Source organism: Nesterenkonia haasae, from assembly GCF_010119385.1.
GTDB classification, from domain to species: domain Bacteria; phylum Actinomycetota; class Actinomycetes; order Actinomycetales; family Micrococcaceae; genus Nesterenkonia; species Nesterenkonia haasae.
On sequence record NZ_VFIE01000025.1, the window covers coordinates 122,455 to 139,637 of the forward strand.

Here is a 17,183-nt window from a genome sequence, read left to right on the forward strand (position 1 = left end):
ATATTGATATTTCTCGATATATGCCGCAGAATACTTGCATACATCGACAATCGTCAATGAATGGAGGCTGTGATGACAAGAGGCCGTATATCGGTGGAAGAACTCCCCGTCGTCGTGATCGGGGCGGGACCGGTTGGTCTGGCCGCTGCCGCGCATCTGCTGGAGCATGGTCTCGAACCACTGGTCCTCGAAGCTGGTGGCCAACCCGGTGCTGCCGTGCAAGCCTGGAGTCACATCAAACTCTTCTCTCCGTGGCGTTTCAATATTGACAACGCGTGCCGCAGACTCCTCGACTCCGCCGGATGGAATACTCCGAGTCCGGCGCGGCTGCCCACCGGCGCGCAGCTAGTTGACGAGTACTTACGCCCGCTGGCGCGCGGGACTGTTTTGCGAGACAAGATCAGGTATGGCACGCGGGTCACAGGCATTGGCCGCGGCGAGCGAGACAAGACCCACAGCGCTGCACGACAGAACACCCCGTACATGGTTCGTGTGGCGGAAGACGGTGAAGCATCCGACCTGCAGGCCCGAGCGGTGATCGATGCATCCGGTACGTGGTCTCAGCCCAATCCTCTGGGCGCTTCTGGACTACCTGCTCTCGGGGAGGAGGACCAGACTGTGAAGCAGTATCTGCTGGGGGCATTGCCCGATGTGCTCGGTGTTGATCGCGAACGTGCGGCTGGTAAACGTGTGCTGGTCGTCGGGGCAGGCCACAGCGCGACCAATACACTGCTCAACCTAGCGGCGCTGAAGCGGGAAGAGGGGCAGACGGAGATATTGTGGGCGATTCGCGGCGAGAGCGCAGAACGCAGCTTCGGCGGTGGTGACCGCGATGGCCTGCCTGAGCGTGGTGCCCTTGGTGACCGGCTGCGCCGACTCGTTGAGGCAGGGCTCATCCAGATCATGACCTCTGCGGCCATTCAGCGTCTATCCGAAGAAACACCCGGAGCTGTCACTGTGGAATTCACCGATGGGCGGACCATCAACGTCAACGCAGTGGCGGGCGCAACCGGCTTCCGGCCAGACCTGGCCATGTTACGAGAGTTGCGGCTAGACCTGGATCCTGGTGTGGAGTCGCCGTCCCGCCTGGCTCCCCTCATCGATCCTGAGTTCCACTCCTGTGGGACAGTTCGGGCACACGGTACAGAGGTACTCGCGCATCCTGAAGACGGCTTTTTCTTAGCTGGCATAAAGTCCTACGGCAGGGCGCCCACCTTTCTGCTGGCTACCGGATATGAGCAGGTACGGTCAATTGCCGCTTATCTGGCGGGACAGGACTCCGCGCCGGCCGATCTTCAGCTGCCTGAGACAGGGGTCTGCAGTGTTGCGGACCCGGAAGACGAGGAGGCCGCCGATGGGTTCGCTGTCGCCTCATCAGCGGAACCACAGATGGTCGGCGTCCCGACTGGTCTCTTGCACGGACGCAGCGGGGCCTGATAATCCGCGCCCGAGGACGGAAGAATCTGAGCCCCACCGCGGTGTTCACCTTGGGTGGCTGCCGTTACGGTTGGTGAATGAACGTATGGAACAACCGTGCGGCCTACGAAAAATGGGTTCGGCTCACTGAATGGCCAATGGTACTCGTGGCTGTGGCGTTTCTGGGCGTGTACTCGTACGTCGTCATCGGCGACCTGCGCGAGTCAGAGTTGAATTGGCCATTCTGGGTGATCAACGCCGTATGGGTTCTGTTCGCGGTGGACTATGTGGTGTCTCTGATCCTTGTACCGCACACCCGGAAATGGTTCGTCACGCATCTGCACGAGCTAGCCATCGTGCTGCTCCCCGCTCTGCGTCCACTGAGACTGCTACGCCTTGTCACAGCAGTGGCAGTGCTTCAACGCTCTGCGGGCACAGCCCTCCGAGGAAAAGTCATCCTCTACGTCGCCTTCACATCACTACTTCTAGTGGTGATGGCATCACTTGCCATGCTGGACGCGGAGCAGAACGCTCCCGGTGCGAACATCGCGAGTATTGGTGACGCTCTGTGGTGGTCCATGGTGACCATTACCACCGTCGGTTACGGTGACTACTACCCCGTCACCGGGCTTGGACGTGGCATCGCTGTCGTACTCATGATCTGTGGGCTGGGACTGCTGGGAACCGTCACTGCGACATTGGCCAGCTGGTTCGTTGAGCGGGTTGAGGAGGCCGTTGGCACCAAGCACGACGACGCTTCCGACACTGATTAGGAAGTGACCAGGCCCCCACGGCTGAAGACATGGGTCAGGGAACTCTCTGGTTCGGCGAGAATTCTGATGTCTTCCAAAGGGTTGGCTTTCAGCAGGAGGAAATCTGCCCGAGCTCCAGGTGTGACCCTCCCAAGCTCTCCCTCCTGACGCAGAAGCCGAGCCGCAGTGGTGGTCGCAGAGCGAAGGACTGCACCAGGGGACTGCACCTCGGAGCGGATCATGAATTCGTGACTCTGCCAGCTGCGCATATCGCCCAGGAGATCGGAGCCATAGGCAATATTGACATCTCCCTGGTCAGCCAGGCGCAGGGCGTCGATGCCGGCATAGAGCACGTTTTCAACCTTGTCCTGGCTTTCGCGGGGGAGACCATTGGCGGCCCCGTCGATCCTGAGCCGCTGGTACGTCACAAGCGTTGGGACGAGAAACGCGTCATGTTCGCGGAATAGTCGCACGCTCTCCTCGTCGAGCAGGTTTCCGTGCTCTATTGACCTCACCCCTAGCCTGAGACCGCGATTGATCGCTCGAGCTGTGTAGGCATGGCCGAGAGCGTAACGATTGGCGGCCTCTGCCTCTTCTACGGCGGCACGGATCTCCTCGTCGGAGAACTGTGTCGAATCCACACGGTCAGTCGGAGAGGCAACGCCACCGGAGAGCATGAGCTTGATGTGGTCAGCCCCTGTGCGCAGTTGGTGGCGCGCTGCTCGACGAACCTCCGATACGCCGTCACATACCACTCCCATGTGGGGGCAGCACTGGTGGGTGTCCATGACCGTAGTCCCCGGCGCGCGCATATCTGCGTGGCCTCCGGTCTGGGAGATGGCTTTACCCCCGTAGAAAAGGCGCGGAGCCGTGAACAGGCCCTCCGCTGCGGCCTGTGCGAGTCCGAAATCGGCGCCACCGGCATCACGCAGGGTTGTGAAGCCTCGGCGAAGCGCATCCTGCATCGTATTGATAGCTGAAGCTGCGAGGTACGAGGGAGACTGGTCACCAAGACCCCCTAGGTTCGCTGAGTTGGCGAGCACATGGACGTGGCAGTCGATGAGTCCAGGGATGGCGATGCTGCCGCCGGCATCAAGTGGTTGGTCTCCTGGCTCCACCTGATCCCCGATCGAAACGATACGATCGTCGGAGACCCTGATCGTCGTCGGATCTGAGATGGTCTCAGTTTCGGGATCCAGGATCCGGACGTCGGTAACCGCCCGGTGCGTGGTGTCGAGTTTCATCAGCTGCCTTTCACGTATTCAGACAGGACCTGCGGTAGCCCCGCAGTCAAGATAGCTATATGCAAAGGACTTTGCAAAGTATGTCGCAAGCTCTCGCAGAGTGGGTTGATGCACTGATCGCAGATCGTCGGGTGTCTCCGGCTATGTGGAAAGTGATCACAGTCTTGCGAACGGACCCAGAGCTCAGCGCTTTTGCGACGACTCAGCAGCTGGCCGCAGTGTCTCAAGTCAACATCGCCACGGTCACGCGAACGGCTCAGTTCCTGGGGTTTTCGGGGTGGCCGGCATTCGTTCTTGACTACCGAGGTCAGTTCTTGGCGACGCTGACTGCCGACCGTGTGCTGAGTGAAGGAGGAGCCCGCGTCCGTGGGTTGGCCTCCATCATGGAGGATGTGCGCGCCCTGACTGACTTGGCCGCCACGCTGGACGAAAAGGTGATTGACCAGGGTGCGGAGCTGATCCAGAGGGCCAGGAAAGGGGTTGTCCTGGCTACCGGCACCTACGCTGGACCTGCTGCACAACTCGCCCACGGTGCACAGCTGCTGGGGAACGATCTGACGCTGCAGGCCGGAGCGGTGTCGGCGCAGATCAATGCCGTCCGTCAGCTGACAGAGGCAGATCTGCTCGTAACGTTCAACATTTGGAAGACCACGGAAGCGGTGAACCAGCTGGCGCTTATGGCGGCCGAACGGGGAGTGCCGCTGATGGCGATTGTGGACCGTACAACGCCTGTAGCCGAGCGTGCTGATGTGCGAATCTCAGTTCTCAGCGAATCCGCAAGATATCTTCCCTCGACCATCTCGGCCACTTCGGTGGTTCAGGCGCTGCTCATGGGTGTGGCCAGCAGAGACCGAGCCGGGGCTGAGGCGAGCCTTCGCGAAGCGGATGACATGTGGCGCCGCATCGGTGTGGTTGCGGACTGAACCGGCCCGGAACTGGCGCAGGCGAGTGTTCCTCGCGCTCATGTCCTCATTCCCATGTCACATGACTGAAATGCAAGAAATGTTGCAATGAGAGTCAGAGCACGTCACTATGGATGCGCTCCACATCACACTCACCCGGAATGAAAGTGCCTGTGTCTTGATAAACATCATTGTGCTCATCACATACATCTTGCTGATGGTGGCCATAGCTGCCTGGCTCGGCAAACGCTCGAAGATGAAGACGGGCACCGACTTTGTCCTTGCAGGTCAGTCCCTTCCCGCGTGGGTGTTGGCGGGAACGATGCTTACCACCTTCGTGGGGTCTGGATCGATCATCGGGGGTGCAAGTTTCGTCTTCCAGAATGGTCCTCTGGCAGGGATATTCTTCTTCCTCGGCACACTCCTCGGGGCCCTGACGCTGGGCTTCCTCGCCCAAAAGATCCGGCGTAAGTCGTTTCACACGGTTCCCCAACTTCTCCGAACCAGGTTCGGCAACAGTACTGGGGTCATCGGCACAGTCATCGTCCTGATCGCTTTCACCGGCATTGCAGCAACCCAGTTCACCGGAGCTGGCTACATCTTCAGTCTCATCACTCCGCTGAGTCAGACCCAGGGTGCAGTCATTGCAGTGCTCCTGATTACGTTTCTCGCGTTGGCTGGGGGCTTGAAGTCGGTGGCGTGGACTGACTTCCTATCAGCGGTGGTGATCATCATCGGGCTGGTCGTGGCGGTGGGATTCGTCCTCGTTCAGGACATTGGTGGATTCGGCAGCTACGTGGACCGGTTGGATCCCGCACTGAGCTCTGTCACCGGTCCGCTGACTCCGCTGCAGATTCTCGGCTACTTCCTTCCACTCTTCTTGCTCTGTCTCGGCGATCAGAACATGCATCAGCGTCTCTCTGCGGCAAAGAGTCCCCGGACCGCCCAGCGGGCAGCTTTTCTGTTCTTCGCCGGAGGGCTCATGATGGTGATTCCGATTATCCTGCTTGCTTCATCTGCCACCATCGTTAACCCAGGTTCTGACCCGGATATGGCTGTCCTAGGGCTTGCGGTGGGGGGATTCACTCCAGAGGTCGTAGGAGCAGTCATCCTCGTGACTGCGCTGGCGCTCATTGTCACCACAGGTTCGTCGTATCTGCTGACATGTTCCGGGAACATCGTGTACGACCTCATCTTCCGTGGTCGTGAGAGCACCGAGCAGGCACAACCCGGCAAGCAGGTCCTGACTGCTCGCGTGTCGGTTGTTGTGGTGGCTGTATGTGCGTACATTCTCGTGCAGTTCTTTCCGACACTGCTGGATCTCCAAATGTACGCATACACGATGTACGGAGCGGCGGTGACTCCAGCTGTGTTGGCTGCCCTATTCTGGCGCCGCGTCAGCGCTGCGGGAGCTGTCGCGTCAATGCTCACCGGCGGAGTGGCGACCGTCCTCTGGGAAGTGTTCGGAGACGGAGTCAACTCAGTCGTCGTCGCGTTCCCTATCGCCGCAGCCGTGCTGGTGATCACCTCCCTGGCGACCAAACCGGCGCCTGCGCTGGAGGAGAGTCCTGCCCAGAGGCGCGCGGCTGCGGAGGCGTAGGGTATGGAGCTTGAGATTGCGGCACCGCGAGGTTCTGCGTATCATTGTTCTTCGTCTGCTTGGCTGAGTTGCGCCTTCTCACAGGGTGCAGCGCCGGAAACAGTTCAAGCGCCGCCAAACTTTGCACCGTCCACGCGGTCTCCGCGTGTCCGTAGGCAGCTTCGGTTGGATCTCACCCAGCCTGGTCGTCCTCGTACCGGTGTCAGTGAAACGGTCCGCACCAGCGGGCCTTCAAACAGCATCTACGTACATAAACTCAAGAGGAGTGATCATGGCAGCACGTTGCCAAGTGACGGGAGTGGTGCCGCAATTCGGCAACCAGATCTCCCACTCGCACCGCCGTACCAAGCGCCGGTTCGACCCAAACATCCAGAGGAAGACCTACTGGGTTCCTTCGCTGGGACGGAAAGTAACCCTGAACCTATCGGTCAAGGGCATCAAGACCATCGACGTGCGCGGCATCGACGCTGTCGTCGCCGATATGCTGAAGCGAGGTGAGAAGCTCTAATGGCAAAAGATAAGGACGTACGTCCGATCATTAAGTTGAAGTCGACCGCCGGCACGGGTTTCACCTATGTGACGCGCAAGAACCGCCGAAACAATCCTGACCGCATCGTGTTGAAGAAATACGACCCCGTCGTCCGCAAGCACGTCGACTTCCGAGAGGAGCGCTGATCATGGCCAAGACCTCCAAGATCGTAAAGAACGAAAAGCGTAAGGTCATCGTTGAGCGCTACGCCGAAAAGCGTGCCCAGCTGAAGAAGACACTCGTCGACCCCAAGGCCTCTGATGAGGACCGCGAGGCCGCACGCGTGGGACTGCAGAAGCTGCCCCGCGACGCATCTCCTATCCGTGTGCGTAACCGCGATGCAATCGACGGTCGCCCCCGCGGTACTTTCCAGAAGTTCGGGATCTCCCGTATCCGATTCCGCGATATGGCTCACCGCGGTGAGCTTCCAGGAATCACAAAGAGCTCCTGGTAGCCAGCACGCGCTGAACTTTAGAATTTGCGGGGTCTTCCTAGGGGAAGGCCCCGCTTTTTCGTACGCTGACAGGCGAAACTCCTGGGAACACGCTGTTAAATCGCCGTTTCATGCCCTGTTGAGGGCCTGCGCGTGGTAAGTTGCCACACTGAAAGCCCTAATAGGGCCGCAGACCCGCAGAATGACGCGGAAGTTCGGCCTCACGGGATAGGAATAGATCAGTCCAGGAGGACAAATATATGGCACTGAACCGTAGCGAGCTCGTTGCAGCAGTCGCAGAGAAGTCCGGCAACTCCCAGGCAGCCGTCAACGGCGTACTGGATTCAGTCTTCGAGGTCTTCACCGAGCAGGTCTCCAAGGGCGAGAAGGTCTCCATCCCAGGTTGGCTGTCCGTGGAGCGCACAGAGCGCGCCGCACGCACCGGCCGCAACCCACAGACCGGTGAGACCATCCAGATCCCTGCCGGCTACTCCGTGAAGCTCTCCGCAGGATCCAAGCTGAAGGCTGCCGCCACCGGCAAATGAGCCAAGGCTTACCCTCGCAGTTCACCGAACTGCATTGAGCGAGCGTCACCATGAGCTCGGCTCAGAACTTCATAGTCGACGACCTCCTGCCTCTCCACAGAGCGCAGGGGGTCGTCGAGGTTTTCGACAACTTGTAGAATTTGTCCCATGTCATGGTTCCTCATACAGCAGCTGCTCGCTCAGCCCGACCTTGAGGTGGACGCTCCCGGATGGGCTCCAATCGTCTTTGCCGCCGGTGCGTTCATCGTCGTCGCTCTGGTGTTGATTCTCATGTGGAGAAAACTCCAACAGTCTGAGCAGTGGCGCGGCGAGCAAGAACCACCGGATGACCACGACAAGCGCTGAGCGGCGCATCTGGGCTGCCCCACTGCCCCTGACCGCAGCCGCACTCTCAGCGGGTCTCATCGGGCTGATCGTGGCAGGTATAGCCACTGGCATAGGGCAAGTTGGCGCCATCTCAGACCCAGGGCCGCTCACTCGATGGGGCCTCCCCGCAGCGCGCTACATCCACCACATTGCCATGGCCACGACCGTGGCAGCCGCCATACTCGCCACCGTAGCCATTCCGTTCCGTACCGGACCCCGCAACCGGCAGAACCGGCAATCGGGCCAAGAACATCCCCTCTACACCCGCACCATGCAGGTAGCGATGTCTGCTTCAGTGGTCTGGACGGTCGCAGCGCTCGCTGTGCTCGTCCTGACTTTTTCCTCCCTGGCGGGGCTTCCCATCTCAGCAGATCAGGGATTCTCAGAAGGCTTTTTCGACTACACACTGAATATTGCGACAGGCCAGGCGTGGCTGACGATCGTGCTCATCGCTGGACTGTGCGCCACGCTTCTGGCTGCGGTCCGCCAGCCTGCCGGAGTGGGCTTCATCGCGGTGGTGGGCCTGAGCGCAATCGTACCCATGGCTATGGTTGGTCACTCTGCAGGCGGGGATGACCACACTGCAGCCGTAAACTCACTTGGTTTGCACCTGCTGGGAGTCGTGGTCTGGGTCGGTGGACTCATTGTCCTAGCGCTGCTCGCCCCCCAGATTGCCCATACCGCACGGACTCTCAGCTCGCGTGATCAAGGGGGACCAGAGGTCCTGGGTACCGTACTGCGGCGTTACTCGCTGTTAGCGGGCCTGGCACTGATCACTGTCGCTGCCTCTGGGATCATCAACGCCGAGCTCCGAGTAGCTAACCTTGACCAACTCCTCGGCACTGACTACGGCCGACTACTCGTCCTGAAAACTGTCGCTACGGTTGCACTGGCTGGCATCGGATTCGCCCATAGACGGTGGATCATTCCCCGCATTCTGTCCTCAACCCGGCTGCTTTGGCAGCTGATAATCGTAGAGATTGCGCTGATGACCACCGTCATAGGGATCAGTGCAGTCCTTGGCCGCACACCGCCGCCGGTACCGGACGACCTTCCCCCCGACGCCACGCCTGCCAGGTTGCTCACCGGTTATGATCTGCCGCCTGAGCCGAACCTGATGAATTTCTTCACTCTATGGCGGCTGGACTGGCTGTGGATCGCCATCATCCTCTTCCTCGCCATCTGGTACCTGCGTGCAACGGTTCGGCTCAGGTCCCGCGGGATCAGCTGGCCGGTGATGCGAGCGGTCTCTTGGCTGTTCGGGTTAGCGGTGCTGTTGTGGATCACCTCGGGAGGACCAGCCGTCTATGGCATGGTGACCTTTTCCGGGCACATGATCCAGCACATGACGCTGACTATGGTCGCTCCAATCTTCCTTGTCATGGGATCTCCCGTCACGCTAGCTATGCGGGCGCTGCCTGTCCGCAGTGATGGCACACGGGGTGCGCGGGAGTGGATTCTTTGGTTGGTGCATTCGACGTGGTCAAAGATCCTCACCCACCCGATTGTCGCCGCAGTGAATTTCGCAGGTTCTATTCTGCTGTTCTACTACACTCCGATCTTCGGGCTGACGCTGGAATACCATTTGGGTCATATCTTCATGACAGTGCATTTCCTGCTGACCGGCTACATCTTCGCCCTGGTCCTCGTGGGACGGGATCCGCTTCCCTCGCGACCACCCCACTTCGCACGTGTGATCATTCTGCTCGCCACCATGGTCTTTCACGCTTTCTTTGCGGTAGCGCTGATGTCGTCGGATCAGCTGATCCAGCCAGAGTGGTTCGGCAACATGGGCCATGGTTGGTTCCCCGCCATTGACGATCAACACACCGGCAGCGAGCTCATGTGGGGGCTCGGTGAGATCCCAGCGGTCATACTGGGTGTCATCGTCTGTATCCAATGGGCCAGGGATGATACTCGGGACATGAAACGGCTTGACCGAGAAGCAGAGCGCACAGGCCACGCGGAGCTAGAGGCATATAACCAGATGTTTGAGGAAATGACCCAGCGCGACGCAGCCCCGCCCCGGTAACACGGAGTCATTCGCGGAACAGAACAGTTCTGTGGCTGGTTGACTCAACAGACACCCACATCCCTGACCTCGTCCGGAGGACAACGCATGACAGAGACGATTCGACGTACCAGCCGCGTGCGCGCATCCGAGCTCCTCGGCCGGAATTGGCTCAACACCGGCGGTAAGCAGCTCAGCCTTGAGCAGTTGCGCGGGAAGATCATCATCTTGGACTTCTGGACCTTCTGCTGCATCAACTGCCTGCACGTTCTTGATGAGCTGCGGCCGCTGGAAGAAAAGTATGCCGACGTCTTGGTCACTGTGGGAGTGCACTCGCCCAAGTTTGAGCACGAAGCGGACCCGGACGCTTTGGATGCTGCTGTGGAGCGCTACGAGATCGAGCATCCGGTGCTTGATGATCCAGAACTCATTACGTGGCAGGCCTACTCGGCGCGGGCCTGGCCTACCTTGGTGGTCGTGGACCCAGAAGGCTACATCGCAGCTTCCCTTTCGGGTGAGGGGCACGTGGCGGGACTGTCGTCTCTTGTGGATGAGCTGATTGCTGAACACGAGTCGAAAGGTACATTGCACCGCGGCGATGGTCCGTATGTGGCACCGGAACCAGTGTCACGTACTCTGCGTTTCCCCGGTAAGGCGCTCCCACTCAGCAGACCGCTCAACGGATCAGCAGAGGGCTTCCTTGTCGCTGACACCGGACACCACCGGATCCTGCACCTCGGCCCGGACCTGGACACGGTGATTCGATCCTGGGGCTCAGGGGAGAAGGGCCACTCCGACGGCTCGGCAGAATCAGCCCGGTTCAACGAGCCCCAAGGTGTAACTATCCTCCCCGAGCAGCTGGCCGAAGAGGTCGGCTACGATCTCGTCGTCGCAGACACGGTCAACCACAGGCTTCGCGGCATCAACGCCAGCACCGGAGAGGTCACCACTTTGGCCGGAAACGGCGTGCAGCGGCTGCTGGACGCAGAACGTACCCGCGAGGCGCAGGTTATAGGGTCCCTCGGCACTGATGCGCTGGGAGTTTCGCTCTCATCCCCCTGGGATGTTCTTTGGTCCGAAAACCTGAGCAGCGTGGTGGTGGCTATGGCTGGTACGCATCAGATCTTCCGATTCGACCCAGTTACCGGCGAACTTGGGGTGTACGCAGGCACCGGACTTGAAGGTCTGACCGACGGGCCACCAGAAGAAGCCTGGTTCGCTCAGACTTCTGGGCTGGCCGAAGACTCCACCGGGGACCTGTGGATCGCCGATTCCGAGACATCAGCCCTCCGAGTGCTCCGCACCTCTGCCAGTGCTGCCGCCCCTGAGGTGGAAACCGTCATCGGAGAGGGCCTGTTCGACTTCGGCTTCCGTGATGGAGACCCGACCCAAGCACGCCTGCAGCACCCTCTGGGTGTCACGGCCCTGCCCGACGGGTCCGTTCTTATCGCTGACACCTACAACGGTGCTATTCGCCGGTATAAAGCCGAACACGCCGCCGCTGACGGCACCACCGTTCCTGCAGCCGTGTCCACTGTGGCCCGCGGCCTCAAGGAACCTTCAGACGTGCTCCTGGACACAGACGGCACCACAATCTTGGTAGTTGAGACCAACGCTCATCAACTGGTCCGCATTGCGGTGCCAGAGGAGTACCTCACTGTCGATGAAGGAGCGACTCAGACTCAACGTCCGCGCACCCCTGTGGCATCCGGAGAGTTCGGGCTCAGCGTCAGCTTTCAGGCTCCCACAGGCCAGAAACTGGATTACCGATGGGGCGACCCGACCCAGTTGCAGGTATCCGCCACTCCCAGCGAGCTCATCACCTCCGGCGCAGGAACAACCGAAGGGTTGAACCGCACGCTCCAGCTGAATCCCGAGATCACCGAGGGTGTCCTACACATCACTGCTCGTGCAGCAGCCTGCGACGGCGATCCTGGGGAAGAGATCCCCATGCACGCGGCCTGCCACCTGTATCAACAGGATTGGGGCATCCCAGTGATCCTCGACGACGCAGGAGATCACGAGCTCACTTTGGACCTCCGAGGGGTGAAGTAGCAGGCTCAGTCATTGGAGGCGAAGGCGGCTGTGAGCTTGACGCGCTGGCCCATCTTCAGCAATGACCGACTGTAGATCTTCGCGGCGAGGGCCATCACCAGAGCAGTGGTGAGGACCAGCAGCCCCATAGAAATGATGGGTTCAAACCACTCTACGGCGTCGTCGAAAAGTCGCATTGACATCGAAACTGGTGCGGTGAAAGGAATGTAGGAGGAGACCATCATGGCGAACTCGTTGTCTAAGAAGATCAGCACGACAAAGTAGGGCACCATGACCAGCATCATGGCAGGGGTCATCACGCTGCCCGAATCCTCTTGCCGCGAGACCAGTGAAGCCGAAGCGGCGAATACGCTGGCGATGAGGACGAATCCAGGGATGAAGAACAGAAGAAACCACAGCATAGGCCAGGAGAGCATCTGCAGAAACGCTAACTGACCGGAGACGGCCAGGCCCAGGGCAGCGGAACCGCCCATAATAAGGGCCTGCATGAGGGCCAAGACGGAGTTGCCGAGGATCTTCCCAGCCAGGAGCGCCCGAGCCGGAATTGCGGACAAGAGAATTTCGACGATCCTGTTTTGTTTCTCCTGGATGGTGTTCTGCATGATCATCACTCCGGATCCCATCGCGACGAACATGAAGACCAGGCCGAACCCCATCGCTGCGAAGTAGCGCATCACAGAGTCTGTCCCGCCGGCTTCTAGAACCTCAACGGTAGGCGCGACTGAGAGTTGCTGAGCTGCAGCCGTAGGAGCCTCGTCGACACCGATCACTCGCACTCCCACTGGAGAGTCTTGATCCGCGGTGACGATAGCGTCCACATCACCATCGCGCAGCAGCTGCTCTGCCTCTGGCATGGAATCAGCCGCGGTCACGCTGAAGCCTGCCTCCTCAACCTGCTGTTGGACGTCCTGGCTGATGCCCGTGGTGACCACTGGAATCTGTTCATCATCGTCATCTCCACCGAAGAAACCGGTCGCGACGATGCCACCCACAATGATGAGCACAGTGATCAGAGTGGAAATAATGAACGACTTTGAGCGAACCTGAGTGCTGATTTCGCGCAGAGCCACCAAACGGGTGGCCGCGAGGGTACTCAGTCGTGTCTTGGAAGAGAGTTGAGACTCTCGCACAGTGGCGGTGCTCATCGGGAGGCCTCCTGGGGGACAGTCGGAGCAGAGTCGTTGGTGAACTCGCGAAATATTTCGCTGAGAGTGGGTAGCACCGGGACAAAACTCGTCACCGGACCGCGTTGTAGAGCGTCTCGGAGCAGCTCTTGGGCAGCTGACTCCTCGGCACGGAAGACCACCCTGTTCTCATGAGACTCATCGGTCCGGATGCCGGTACGGCTCTGCACCCAGCTAAGGTCGGCCTCAGAGGCAATTTCGTAGCGCAGCGTGCCGTGGCGGCGTCGCAAGTCTTCCCGGCCACCGGCAGCGAGCACCTTCCCGTCGCCAATGATCACCAGGTCGTCGCAGAGGCGCTCCACGACGTCCAGCTGGTGCGAACTGAACAGCACCACCGCACCGGAGGCTGCTTTGTCAGAGAGTACCTTCAGGACCAAGTCCACAGCGAAAGGGTCAAGCCCCGAGAACGGCTCATCGAGGATAAGGACATCAGGCTCATGCACCAGGCTGGCGGCGATTTGTACTCGCTGCTGGTTCCCAAGGGAGAGAGCCTCCAGTGGGTCCTTGAGACGTCCGCTGAGGCCCAGTTGGCTCAGCAGGTCGACGGCGCGGTGAGTTGCTTCAGGTTTGCTGTAGCCGTGAAGTCTAGCCAAGTATGTGATCTGCTCAGCAACCTTCATCTTCGGATAGAGACCACGCTCCGACGGCATGTAACCGAATCGGGAGCGCGCCTGGGAACCAAGTTCGACACCATCAAGCTGCATCTGGCCCGAATCGGGAGCTAGTACCCCCAGGATTATTCGCATCGTGGTCGTCTTGCCGGCTCCGTTGCCACCAACGAAGCCGGTCAGCTGGCCTCTCTCCGCGGTCAGGCTGACATCGTGGAGGACTTGCCTTCCCGAGAAAGACCGGCAAATGTCATGCAACTCCAGCATGTGACGTAATCGCCCCTTATATAGTGTGGACCTGTAGAAAAATTCTGCGTCGATGCCACCTTAGCGTTGGCAAAATACGGTCAACATCCTCCCCAGGAGGTATTCAGAGCATCATCCTTGCCCTTAGGTACTCCTGAGTCGGCAGAATTGGATAGGCTCAGTCACATACCTTCGACACCCAAGGCATACTGGCGAAAGGCGCGTAAACCTATGACCACCATGGTCGTCGTCGCGAGCAAGCACGGCTCCACTGCTGAGATTGGCGAGCGAATCGCCTCTGTACTGTCCGCCCGAGGGGTGAAAGCCCACGTCAAAGATGTTGGCGAAGCGCCGAAATGGCTCTATGAGACGGACAACATTGTCGTCGGGATTCCGGTATATCGGCAAAAACTCATGAGTGAAGGTACCCTCTTCCTCGAAGCCAACCGTACTGAGCTGGCCGGCAAGCCGCTCTTCCTTTTCGCCGTGGGTGGCGGGCCCACGCTGGACCCTAAACTCGTCGACCAGCTCAAGAGGTTCCCGCACCGTGAGGTCACCTACTTTCGAGGCGCGATGGACGAAGCTAAGATGAGCTTCTTCGAGAAACTCCAACTCAGAGTGGTTAAGGCCCCAAGCGACGCGGACTTCAGGGACTGGCCTGCCATCGAAGACTGGGCCAACGAACTACTGGCCTACGGCATCAACTGAGCACTCAGAGCTCCATGCCAGAATTCGATATTGAGCGACTGCGGAGCCACTTCCCGGCGCTGGACTCGGGAGTCGCTTTTTTCGACGCGCCGGGAGGGACTCAGACTCCACGCCAGGTGGGGGAAGCTATCGCGGCGACTCTCACAGCACCGCTTTCGAACCGGGGGACCAGATCTGTCTCCGAGCTGAACGCGGAGCGAGTGGTGGAGGAGTTCCGCAGCGCCTACGCCGACCTGCTGGCAGCTGATCCCCGCGGTATCGTCTACGGGCGCAGCGCCACGCAGCTGACCTACGACTTCTCCAGGCACCTTTCTAAGGACTGGGGCCCAGGTGATGAAGTCGTCGTCACACGTCTCGATCATGACTCCAACGTTCGGCCATGGGTTCAGGCTGCAGAGCATTCGGGAGCGACGCTGCGGTGGATCGATATTGACCCCGCGACGGGTGAGTTGGATCTGACGGTCATCGATACGATTCTGACAGAGCGCACACGACTCGTTGCAGTCACAGCCGCGTCAAATCTCATCGGCACCATTCCTGATGTGGCCGCGCTGGCTGACGCTGCGCACAGCGTCGGCTCTCTGGTCTACGTGGACGGTGTGCACTACACCGCACACCACCTGGTGGACATCGCCGAGTTGGGTGCAGACTTCTTTGTCTGCTCACCGTATAAGTTCATGGGGCCGCATTGCGCGGTCCTGGCAGCCGCACCGGAGCTGCTGGAATCGATCACACCGGATAAGCTGCTGCCCTCGACCAATGCCGTTCCGGAACGGTTCGAGTTCGGCACGCTGCCCTACGAAATCATGGCAGGGGCCACGGCGGCGGTCGACTTCATTGCTGGGATCGGCGGGCCGCCACTCGCGGACAGGCGGGCGTCACTGAAACGATCCCACCACCAGATAGCCGCGCACGAGCGGCGTCTTGCCAGCCATATTCTCACCGAACTGGACCGGGATCTGGGCGGTATGGCAGTGGTTCACTCGAAAGCGGAGAACCGCACGCCGACGCTATTTCTGAGCTTTCCCGGCCGACGATCACAAGAGATCTCAGCCGAACTCCATCAGGCGGGGATTCACGCACCCGCTGGTTCCTTCTACGCATACGAAACTTTCCAGCGGCTGGGGATTGACGACGCCGGGGGCCTGCGGCTGGGAATCGCGCCCTACACCAGTGCCCGCGATGTTGACCGTCTGTTGGAAGTGCTCACCTCATCAGTATCCGCTCTTTCCTGAAGGAGATATGCACATGTCGGAATCGACCGCTGGCCCCGTTGAGTCCATCGTTCTCAATGACTGCACCACGCTGCCCAAGATCGGCCTTGGCACCTATAAACTGCGGGGACGCTCTGGCGCGGCGGCCGTCGAATCCGCCATAAGGTCCGGCTACCGGCTTCTCGACTCCGCGTACAACTATGAGAACGAAGGCTCTGTAGGGGCAGGTATCGCTGCGGCAGGTGTCGACCGGAATCAGCTGAGGGTGACGACCAAGCTTCCTGGCCGCTATCACGAGCGGGATCAGGCTATACCGGCCGTGGAAGAGTCACTTTTCAGGGCAGGTCTGGAGTACTTTGACCTGTGCCTGATTCACTGGCCCAACCCGAAGCAGGGCAAGTATGTTGAGGCCTGGCGTGCGTTGATAGAATTGCGTGAACGTGGTCTGCTGCGCTCCATCGGGGTCAGCAACTTTCTCCCTGAGCATCTTGAGACTCTGCAGCAGGAGACCGGTGTGTTGCCGAGCGTCAACCAGCTCGAGATTCATCCGTGGTTTCCGCAGACCGAGACTATTGCGAAGAACCACGAGCTGGGTATCGCTGTTGAGTCATGGAGCCCTGTGGGGCGCCAGACGGACCTTCAGCAGGAACCACTGTTGGCTCAGGTTGCCGCAGAGGTTGACCGCAGCGTGGTCCAAACTCTTCTCCGCTGGCATGTCCAACGAGGAGCAGTTCCCATCCCCAAATCATCTGATCCTGAGCGCCAGCGTGAGAACCTCAGCGTCTTTGACTTCACGCTGTCGGATGAGCAGGTAGACAGGATTTCCTCCCTGGCCCGGCCCGAGGGCCGGCTGAAGGGGCAAGACCCCGCCGTCTACGAGGAGTTCTAACTCACGACGACGGCAGGGCCGCCCCGGTCTCAGCTCACTGGTTGAGGGAGCGAGTCCGGGAGCGTCTGACGAACAGCACTGTCGCTCCTAATGCGATCAGCAGCGCGCCAGCCCCCAGGATGAGGCCCATAGAGCCGCTAATACCGGTGGCGGACAAGGCGCCACGGGAAGAGCCCTGATCAGGCCCACCTGCAGAGCCCTCAGCAGATTCTGTGGAACTGTCTGGGCCGGAACTGGCGTCACCTGGCGTCTCCGATGAAGCATCTCTAGCTGAATCGCTGGTTGCTGCTGTCGGAGCAGTGGGCCCCCCATCAGCTGTGGCGTCTTCTGGGCCCTCGTCCGGAGAATCCGAAAGACTTGGCGCGGACTCCTCGGTGTCATCGTCTGTGGGGTTAGGTCCGGCGGGTGGGTTGGTGGTGTCTGTGGGGTTGGTGGTGTCTGTTGGACTGGCTGTGTCTGTGGGGTTGGTGGTGTCTGTTGG

Annotated in this window: 18 protein-coding genes and 1 pseudogene; 14 read left to right on the top strand and 5 right to left on the bottom strand. The window is 60.0% G+C overall.

Annotated features, from left to right (window positions below; all coding sequences use genetic code 11):
• Positions 1-72: 72 nt before the first annotated feature.
• Both FH975_RS13180 and FH975_RS13185 read left to right on the top strand, forming a co-directional pair.
• Entirely contained in the window at positions 73-1,437 is a 1,365-nt protein-coding gene (locus FH975_RS13180; RefSeq protein ID WP_162321747.1) for an FAD-dependent oxidoreductase, read from the top strand.
• A gap of 77 nt (positions 1,438-1,514) precedes the next feature.
• Positions 1,515-2,189 carry a potassium channel family protein gene (locus FH975_RS13185; protein WP_162321748.1) on the top strand — a complete coding sequence of 225 codons (675 nt, stop codon included), beginning with the start codon at positions 1,515-1,517 and terminating at the stop codon, positions 2,187-2,189.
• On the opposite strand, the gene FH975_RS13190 is transcribed toward FH975_RS13185, so the two are convergent.
• Positions 2,186-3,412 carry a metal-dependent hydrolase family protein gene (locus tag FH975_RS13190; RefSeq protein WP_162321749.1) on the bottom strand — a complete coding sequence of 409 codons (1,227 nt, stop codon included), beginning with the start codon at positions 3,410-3,412 and terminating at the stop codon, positions 2,186-2,188. The genes FH975_RS13185 and FH975_RS13190 overlap by 4 nt on opposite strands.
• Before the next feature lie 80 nt (positions 3,413-3,492).
• On the opposite strand from FH975_RS13190, the gene FH975_RS13195 reads away from it, so the two are divergent.
• The 6 genes from FH975_RS13195 (at position 3,493) to FH975_RS13220 (ending at position 7,421) form a co-directional block, all read left to right on the top strand.
• On the top strand, positions 3,493-4,335 hold the full coding sequence (locus tag FH975_RS13195; RefSeq protein WP_162321750.1) for a MurR/RpiR family transcriptional regulator: 843 nt from the start codon (positions 3,493-3,495) through the stop codon (positions 4,333-4,335).
• A 157-nt stretch (positions 4,336-4,492) separates the two neighbouring features.
• A complete protein-coding gene (locus FH975_RS13200; RefSeq protein ID WP_162321751.1) occupies positions 4,493-5,914 on the top strand; it encodes a sodium:solute symporter family protein in 1,422 nt (473 codons plus the stop codon).
• Positions 5,915-6,185: 271 nt separating this feature from the next.
• The gene (rpmB, locus tag FH975_RS13205) at positions 6,186-6,422 is read left to right on the top strand and encodes a 50S ribosomal protein L28 (RefSeq protein WP_153078620.1); all 237 of its coding nucleotides are present in this window, start codon (positions 6,186-6,188) and stop codon (positions 6,420-6,422) included.
• Positions 6,422-6,589: a 50S ribosomal protein L33 gene (rpmG, locus tag FH975_RS13210; protein WP_022872124.1), complete on the top strand. Its 168-nt coding sequence runs from the start codon at positions 6,422-6,424 to the stop codon at positions 6,587-6,589. The genes rpmB and rpmG overlap by 1 nt, the downstream gene beginning before the upstream one ends.
• Before the next feature lie 2 nt (positions 6,590-6,591).
• Positions 6,592-6,897 carry a 30S ribosomal protein S14 gene (rpsN, locus tag FH975_RS13215; RefSeq protein ID WP_119901835.1) on the top strand — a complete coding sequence of 102 codons (306 nt, stop codon included), beginning with the start codon at positions 6,592-6,594 and terminating at the stop codon, positions 6,895-6,897.
• Between the two features lie 239 nt (positions 6,898-7,136).
• Positions 7,137-7,421: an HU family DNA-binding protein gene (locus FH975_RS13220; protein ID WP_138252937.1), complete on the top strand. Its 285-nt coding sequence runs from the start codon at positions 7,137-7,139 to the stop codon at positions 7,419-7,421.
• An 8-nt stretch (positions 7,422-7,429) separates the two neighbouring features.
• Here the strand turns inward: FH975_RS13220 and FH975_RS13225 are convergent, their stop codons facing one another.
• Positions 7,430-7,570, bottom strand: a complete 141-nt coding sequence (locus tag FH975_RS13225; protein WP_162321752.1) for a hypothetical protein — start codon at positions 7,568-7,570, stop codon at positions 7,430-7,432.
• Between FH975_RS13225 and FH975_RS13230 the strand changes: the two genes are divergently transcribed.
• The 3 genes from FH975_RS13230 to FH975_RS13240 all read left to right on the top strand — a co-directional run bounded on the left by FH975_RS13230 (position 7,569) and on the right by FH975_RS13240 (position 11,853).
• Positions 7,569-7,766, top strand: a complete 198-nt coding sequence (locus FH975_RS13230; RefSeq protein ID WP_153078618.1) for a hypothetical protein — start codon at positions 7,569-7,571, stop codon at positions 7,764-7,766. The two genes, FH975_RS13225 and FH975_RS13230, sit on opposite strands and share 2 nt — an antisense overlap.
• On the top strand, positions 7,747-9,819 hold the full coding sequence (locus tag FH975_RS13235; protein WP_162321753.1) for a cytochrome c oxidase assembly protein: 2,073 nt from the start codon (positions 7,747-7,749) through the stop codon (positions 9,817-9,819). The genes FH975_RS13230 and FH975_RS13235 overlap by 20 nt, the downstream gene beginning before the upstream one ends.
• An 87-nt stretch (positions 9,820-9,906) precedes the next feature.
• Positions 9,907-11,853 carry an NHL domain-containing thioredoxin family protein gene (locus FH975_RS13240; RefSeq protein ID WP_162321754.1) on the top strand — a complete coding sequence of 649 codons (1,947 nt, stop codon included), beginning with the start codon at positions 9,907-9,909 and terminating at the stop codon, positions 11,851-11,853.
• A 5-nt stretch (positions 11,854-11,858) separates the two neighbouring features.
• On the opposite strand, the gene FH975_RS13245 is transcribed toward FH975_RS13240, so the two are convergent.
• Together FH975_RS13245 and FH975_RS13250 are read right to left on the bottom strand one after the other, a co-directional pair.
• A complete protein-coding gene (locus FH975_RS13245; protein ID WP_162321755.1) occupies positions 11,859-12,998 on the bottom strand; it encodes an ABC transporter permease in 1,140 nt (379 codons plus the stop codon).
• The gene (locus FH975_RS13250; protein WP_162321756.1) at positions 12,995-13,912 is read right to left on the bottom strand and encodes an ABC transporter ATP-binding protein; all 918 of its coding nucleotides are present in this window, start codon (positions 13,910-13,912) and stop codon (positions 12,995-12,997) included. The genes FH975_RS13245 and FH975_RS13250 overlap by 4 nt, the downstream gene beginning before the upstream one ends.
• A 210-nt stretch (positions 13,913-14,122) precedes the next feature.
• Here FH975_RS13250 and FH975_RS13255 point away from each other — a divergent pair, with 210 nt between their 5' ends.
• From FH975_RS13255 to FH975_RS13265, 3 genes are read left to right on the top strand one after another with little or no spacing between them, the layout of a single operon-like run.
• The gene (locus FH975_RS13255; RefSeq protein WP_162321757.1) at positions 14,123-14,599 is read left to right on the top strand and encodes a flavodoxin domain-containing protein; all 477 of its coding nucleotides are present in this window, start codon (positions 14,123-14,125) and stop codon (positions 14,597-14,599) included.
• A gap of 14 nt (positions 14,600-14,613) precedes the next feature.
• Complete coding sequence (locus FH975_RS13260; RefSeq protein WP_162321758.1) at positions 14,614-15,834, top strand: cysteine desulfurase-like protein; 1,221 nt, start codon at positions 14,614-14,616, stop codon at positions 15,832-15,834.
• Positions 15,835-15,847: 13 nt separating this feature from the next.
• The gene (locus FH975_RS13265) at positions 15,848-16,702 is read left to right on the top strand and encodes an aldo/keto reductase (RefSeq protein WP_162321759.1); all 855 of its coding nucleotides are present in this window, start codon (positions 15,848-15,850) and stop codon (positions 16,700-16,702) included.
• Positions 16,703-16,736: 34 nt separating this feature from the next.
• On the opposite strand, the pseudogene FH975_RS13270 reads toward FH975_RS13265, so the two are convergent.
• Positions 16,737-17,183, bottom strand: a pseudogene (locus tag FH975_RS13270) (MSCRAMM family adhesin SdrC); the annotation flags it as partial.

Excerpts from the sequence above, each read along its gene's own strand:
- FH975_RS13180 (WP_162321747.1), top strand. The coding sequence starts at position 73 with ATGACAAGAGGCCGTATATCGGTGGAAGAACTCCCCGTCGTCGTGATC.
- FH975_RS13185 (WP_162321748.1), top strand. The coding sequence starts at position 1,515 with ATGAACGTATGGAACAACCGTGCGGCCTACGAAAAATGGGTTCGGCTC.
- FH975_RS13190 (WP_162321749.1), bottom strand. The coding sequence starts at position 3,412 with ATGAAACTCGACACCACGCACCGGGCGGTTACCGACGTCCGGATCCTG.
- FH975_RS13195 (WP_162321750.1), top strand. The coding sequence starts at position 3,493 with ATGTCGCAAGCTCTCGCAGAGTGGGTTGATGCACTGATCGCAGATCGT.
- rpmB (WP_153078620.1), top strand. The coding sequence starts at position 6,186 with ATGGCAGCACGTTGCCAAGTGACGGGAGTGGTGCCGCAATTCGGCAAC.
- rpmG (WP_022872124.1), top strand. The coding sequence starts at position 6,422 with ATGGCAAAAGATAAGGACGTACGTCCGATCATTAAGTTGAAGTCGACC.
- rpsN (WP_119901835.1), top strand. The coding sequence starts at position 6,592 with ATGGCCAAGACCTCCAAGATCGTAAAGAACGAAAAGCGTAAGGTCATC.
- FH975_RS13220 (WP_138252937.1), top strand. The coding sequence starts at position 7,137 with ATGGCACTGAACCGTAGCGAGCTCGTTGCAGCAGTCGCAGAGAAGTCC.
- FH975_RS13230 (WP_153078618.1), top strand. The coding sequence starts at position 7,569 with ATGTCATGGTTCCTCATACAGCAGCTGCTCGCTCAGCCCGACCTTGAG.
- FH975_RS13225 (WP_162321752.1), bottom strand. The coding sequence starts at position 7,570 with ATGGGACAAATTCTACAAGTTGTCGAAAACCTCGACGACCCCCTGCGC.
- FH975_RS13235 (WP_162321753.1), top strand. The coding sequence starts at position 7,747 with ATGACCACGACAAGCGCTGAGCGGCGCATCTGGGCTGCCCCACTGCCC.
- FH975_RS13240 (WP_162321754.1), top strand. The coding sequence starts at position 9,907 with ATGACAGAGACGATTCGACGTACCAGCCGCGTGCGCGCATCCGAGCTC.
- FH975_RS13245 (WP_162321755.1), bottom strand. The coding sequence starts at position 12,998 with ATGAGCACCGCCACTGTGCGAGAGTCTCAACTCTCTTCCAAGACACGA.
- FH975_RS13250 (WP_162321756.1), bottom strand. The coding sequence starts at position 13,912 with ATGCTGGAGTTGCATGACATTTGCCGGTCTTTCTCGGGAAGGCAAGTC.
- FH975_RS13255 (WP_162321757.1), top strand. The coding sequence starts at position 14,123 with ATGACCACCATGGTCGTCGTCGCGAGCAAGCACGGCTCCACTGCTGAG.
- FH975_RS13260 (WP_162321758.1), top strand. The coding sequence starts at position 14,614 with ATGCCAGAATTCGATATTGAGCGACTGCGGAGCCACTTCCCGGCGCTG.
- FH975_RS13265 (WP_162321759.1), top strand. The coding sequence starts at position 15,848 with ATGTCGGAATCGACCGCTGGCCCCGTTGAGTCCATCGTTCTCAATGAC.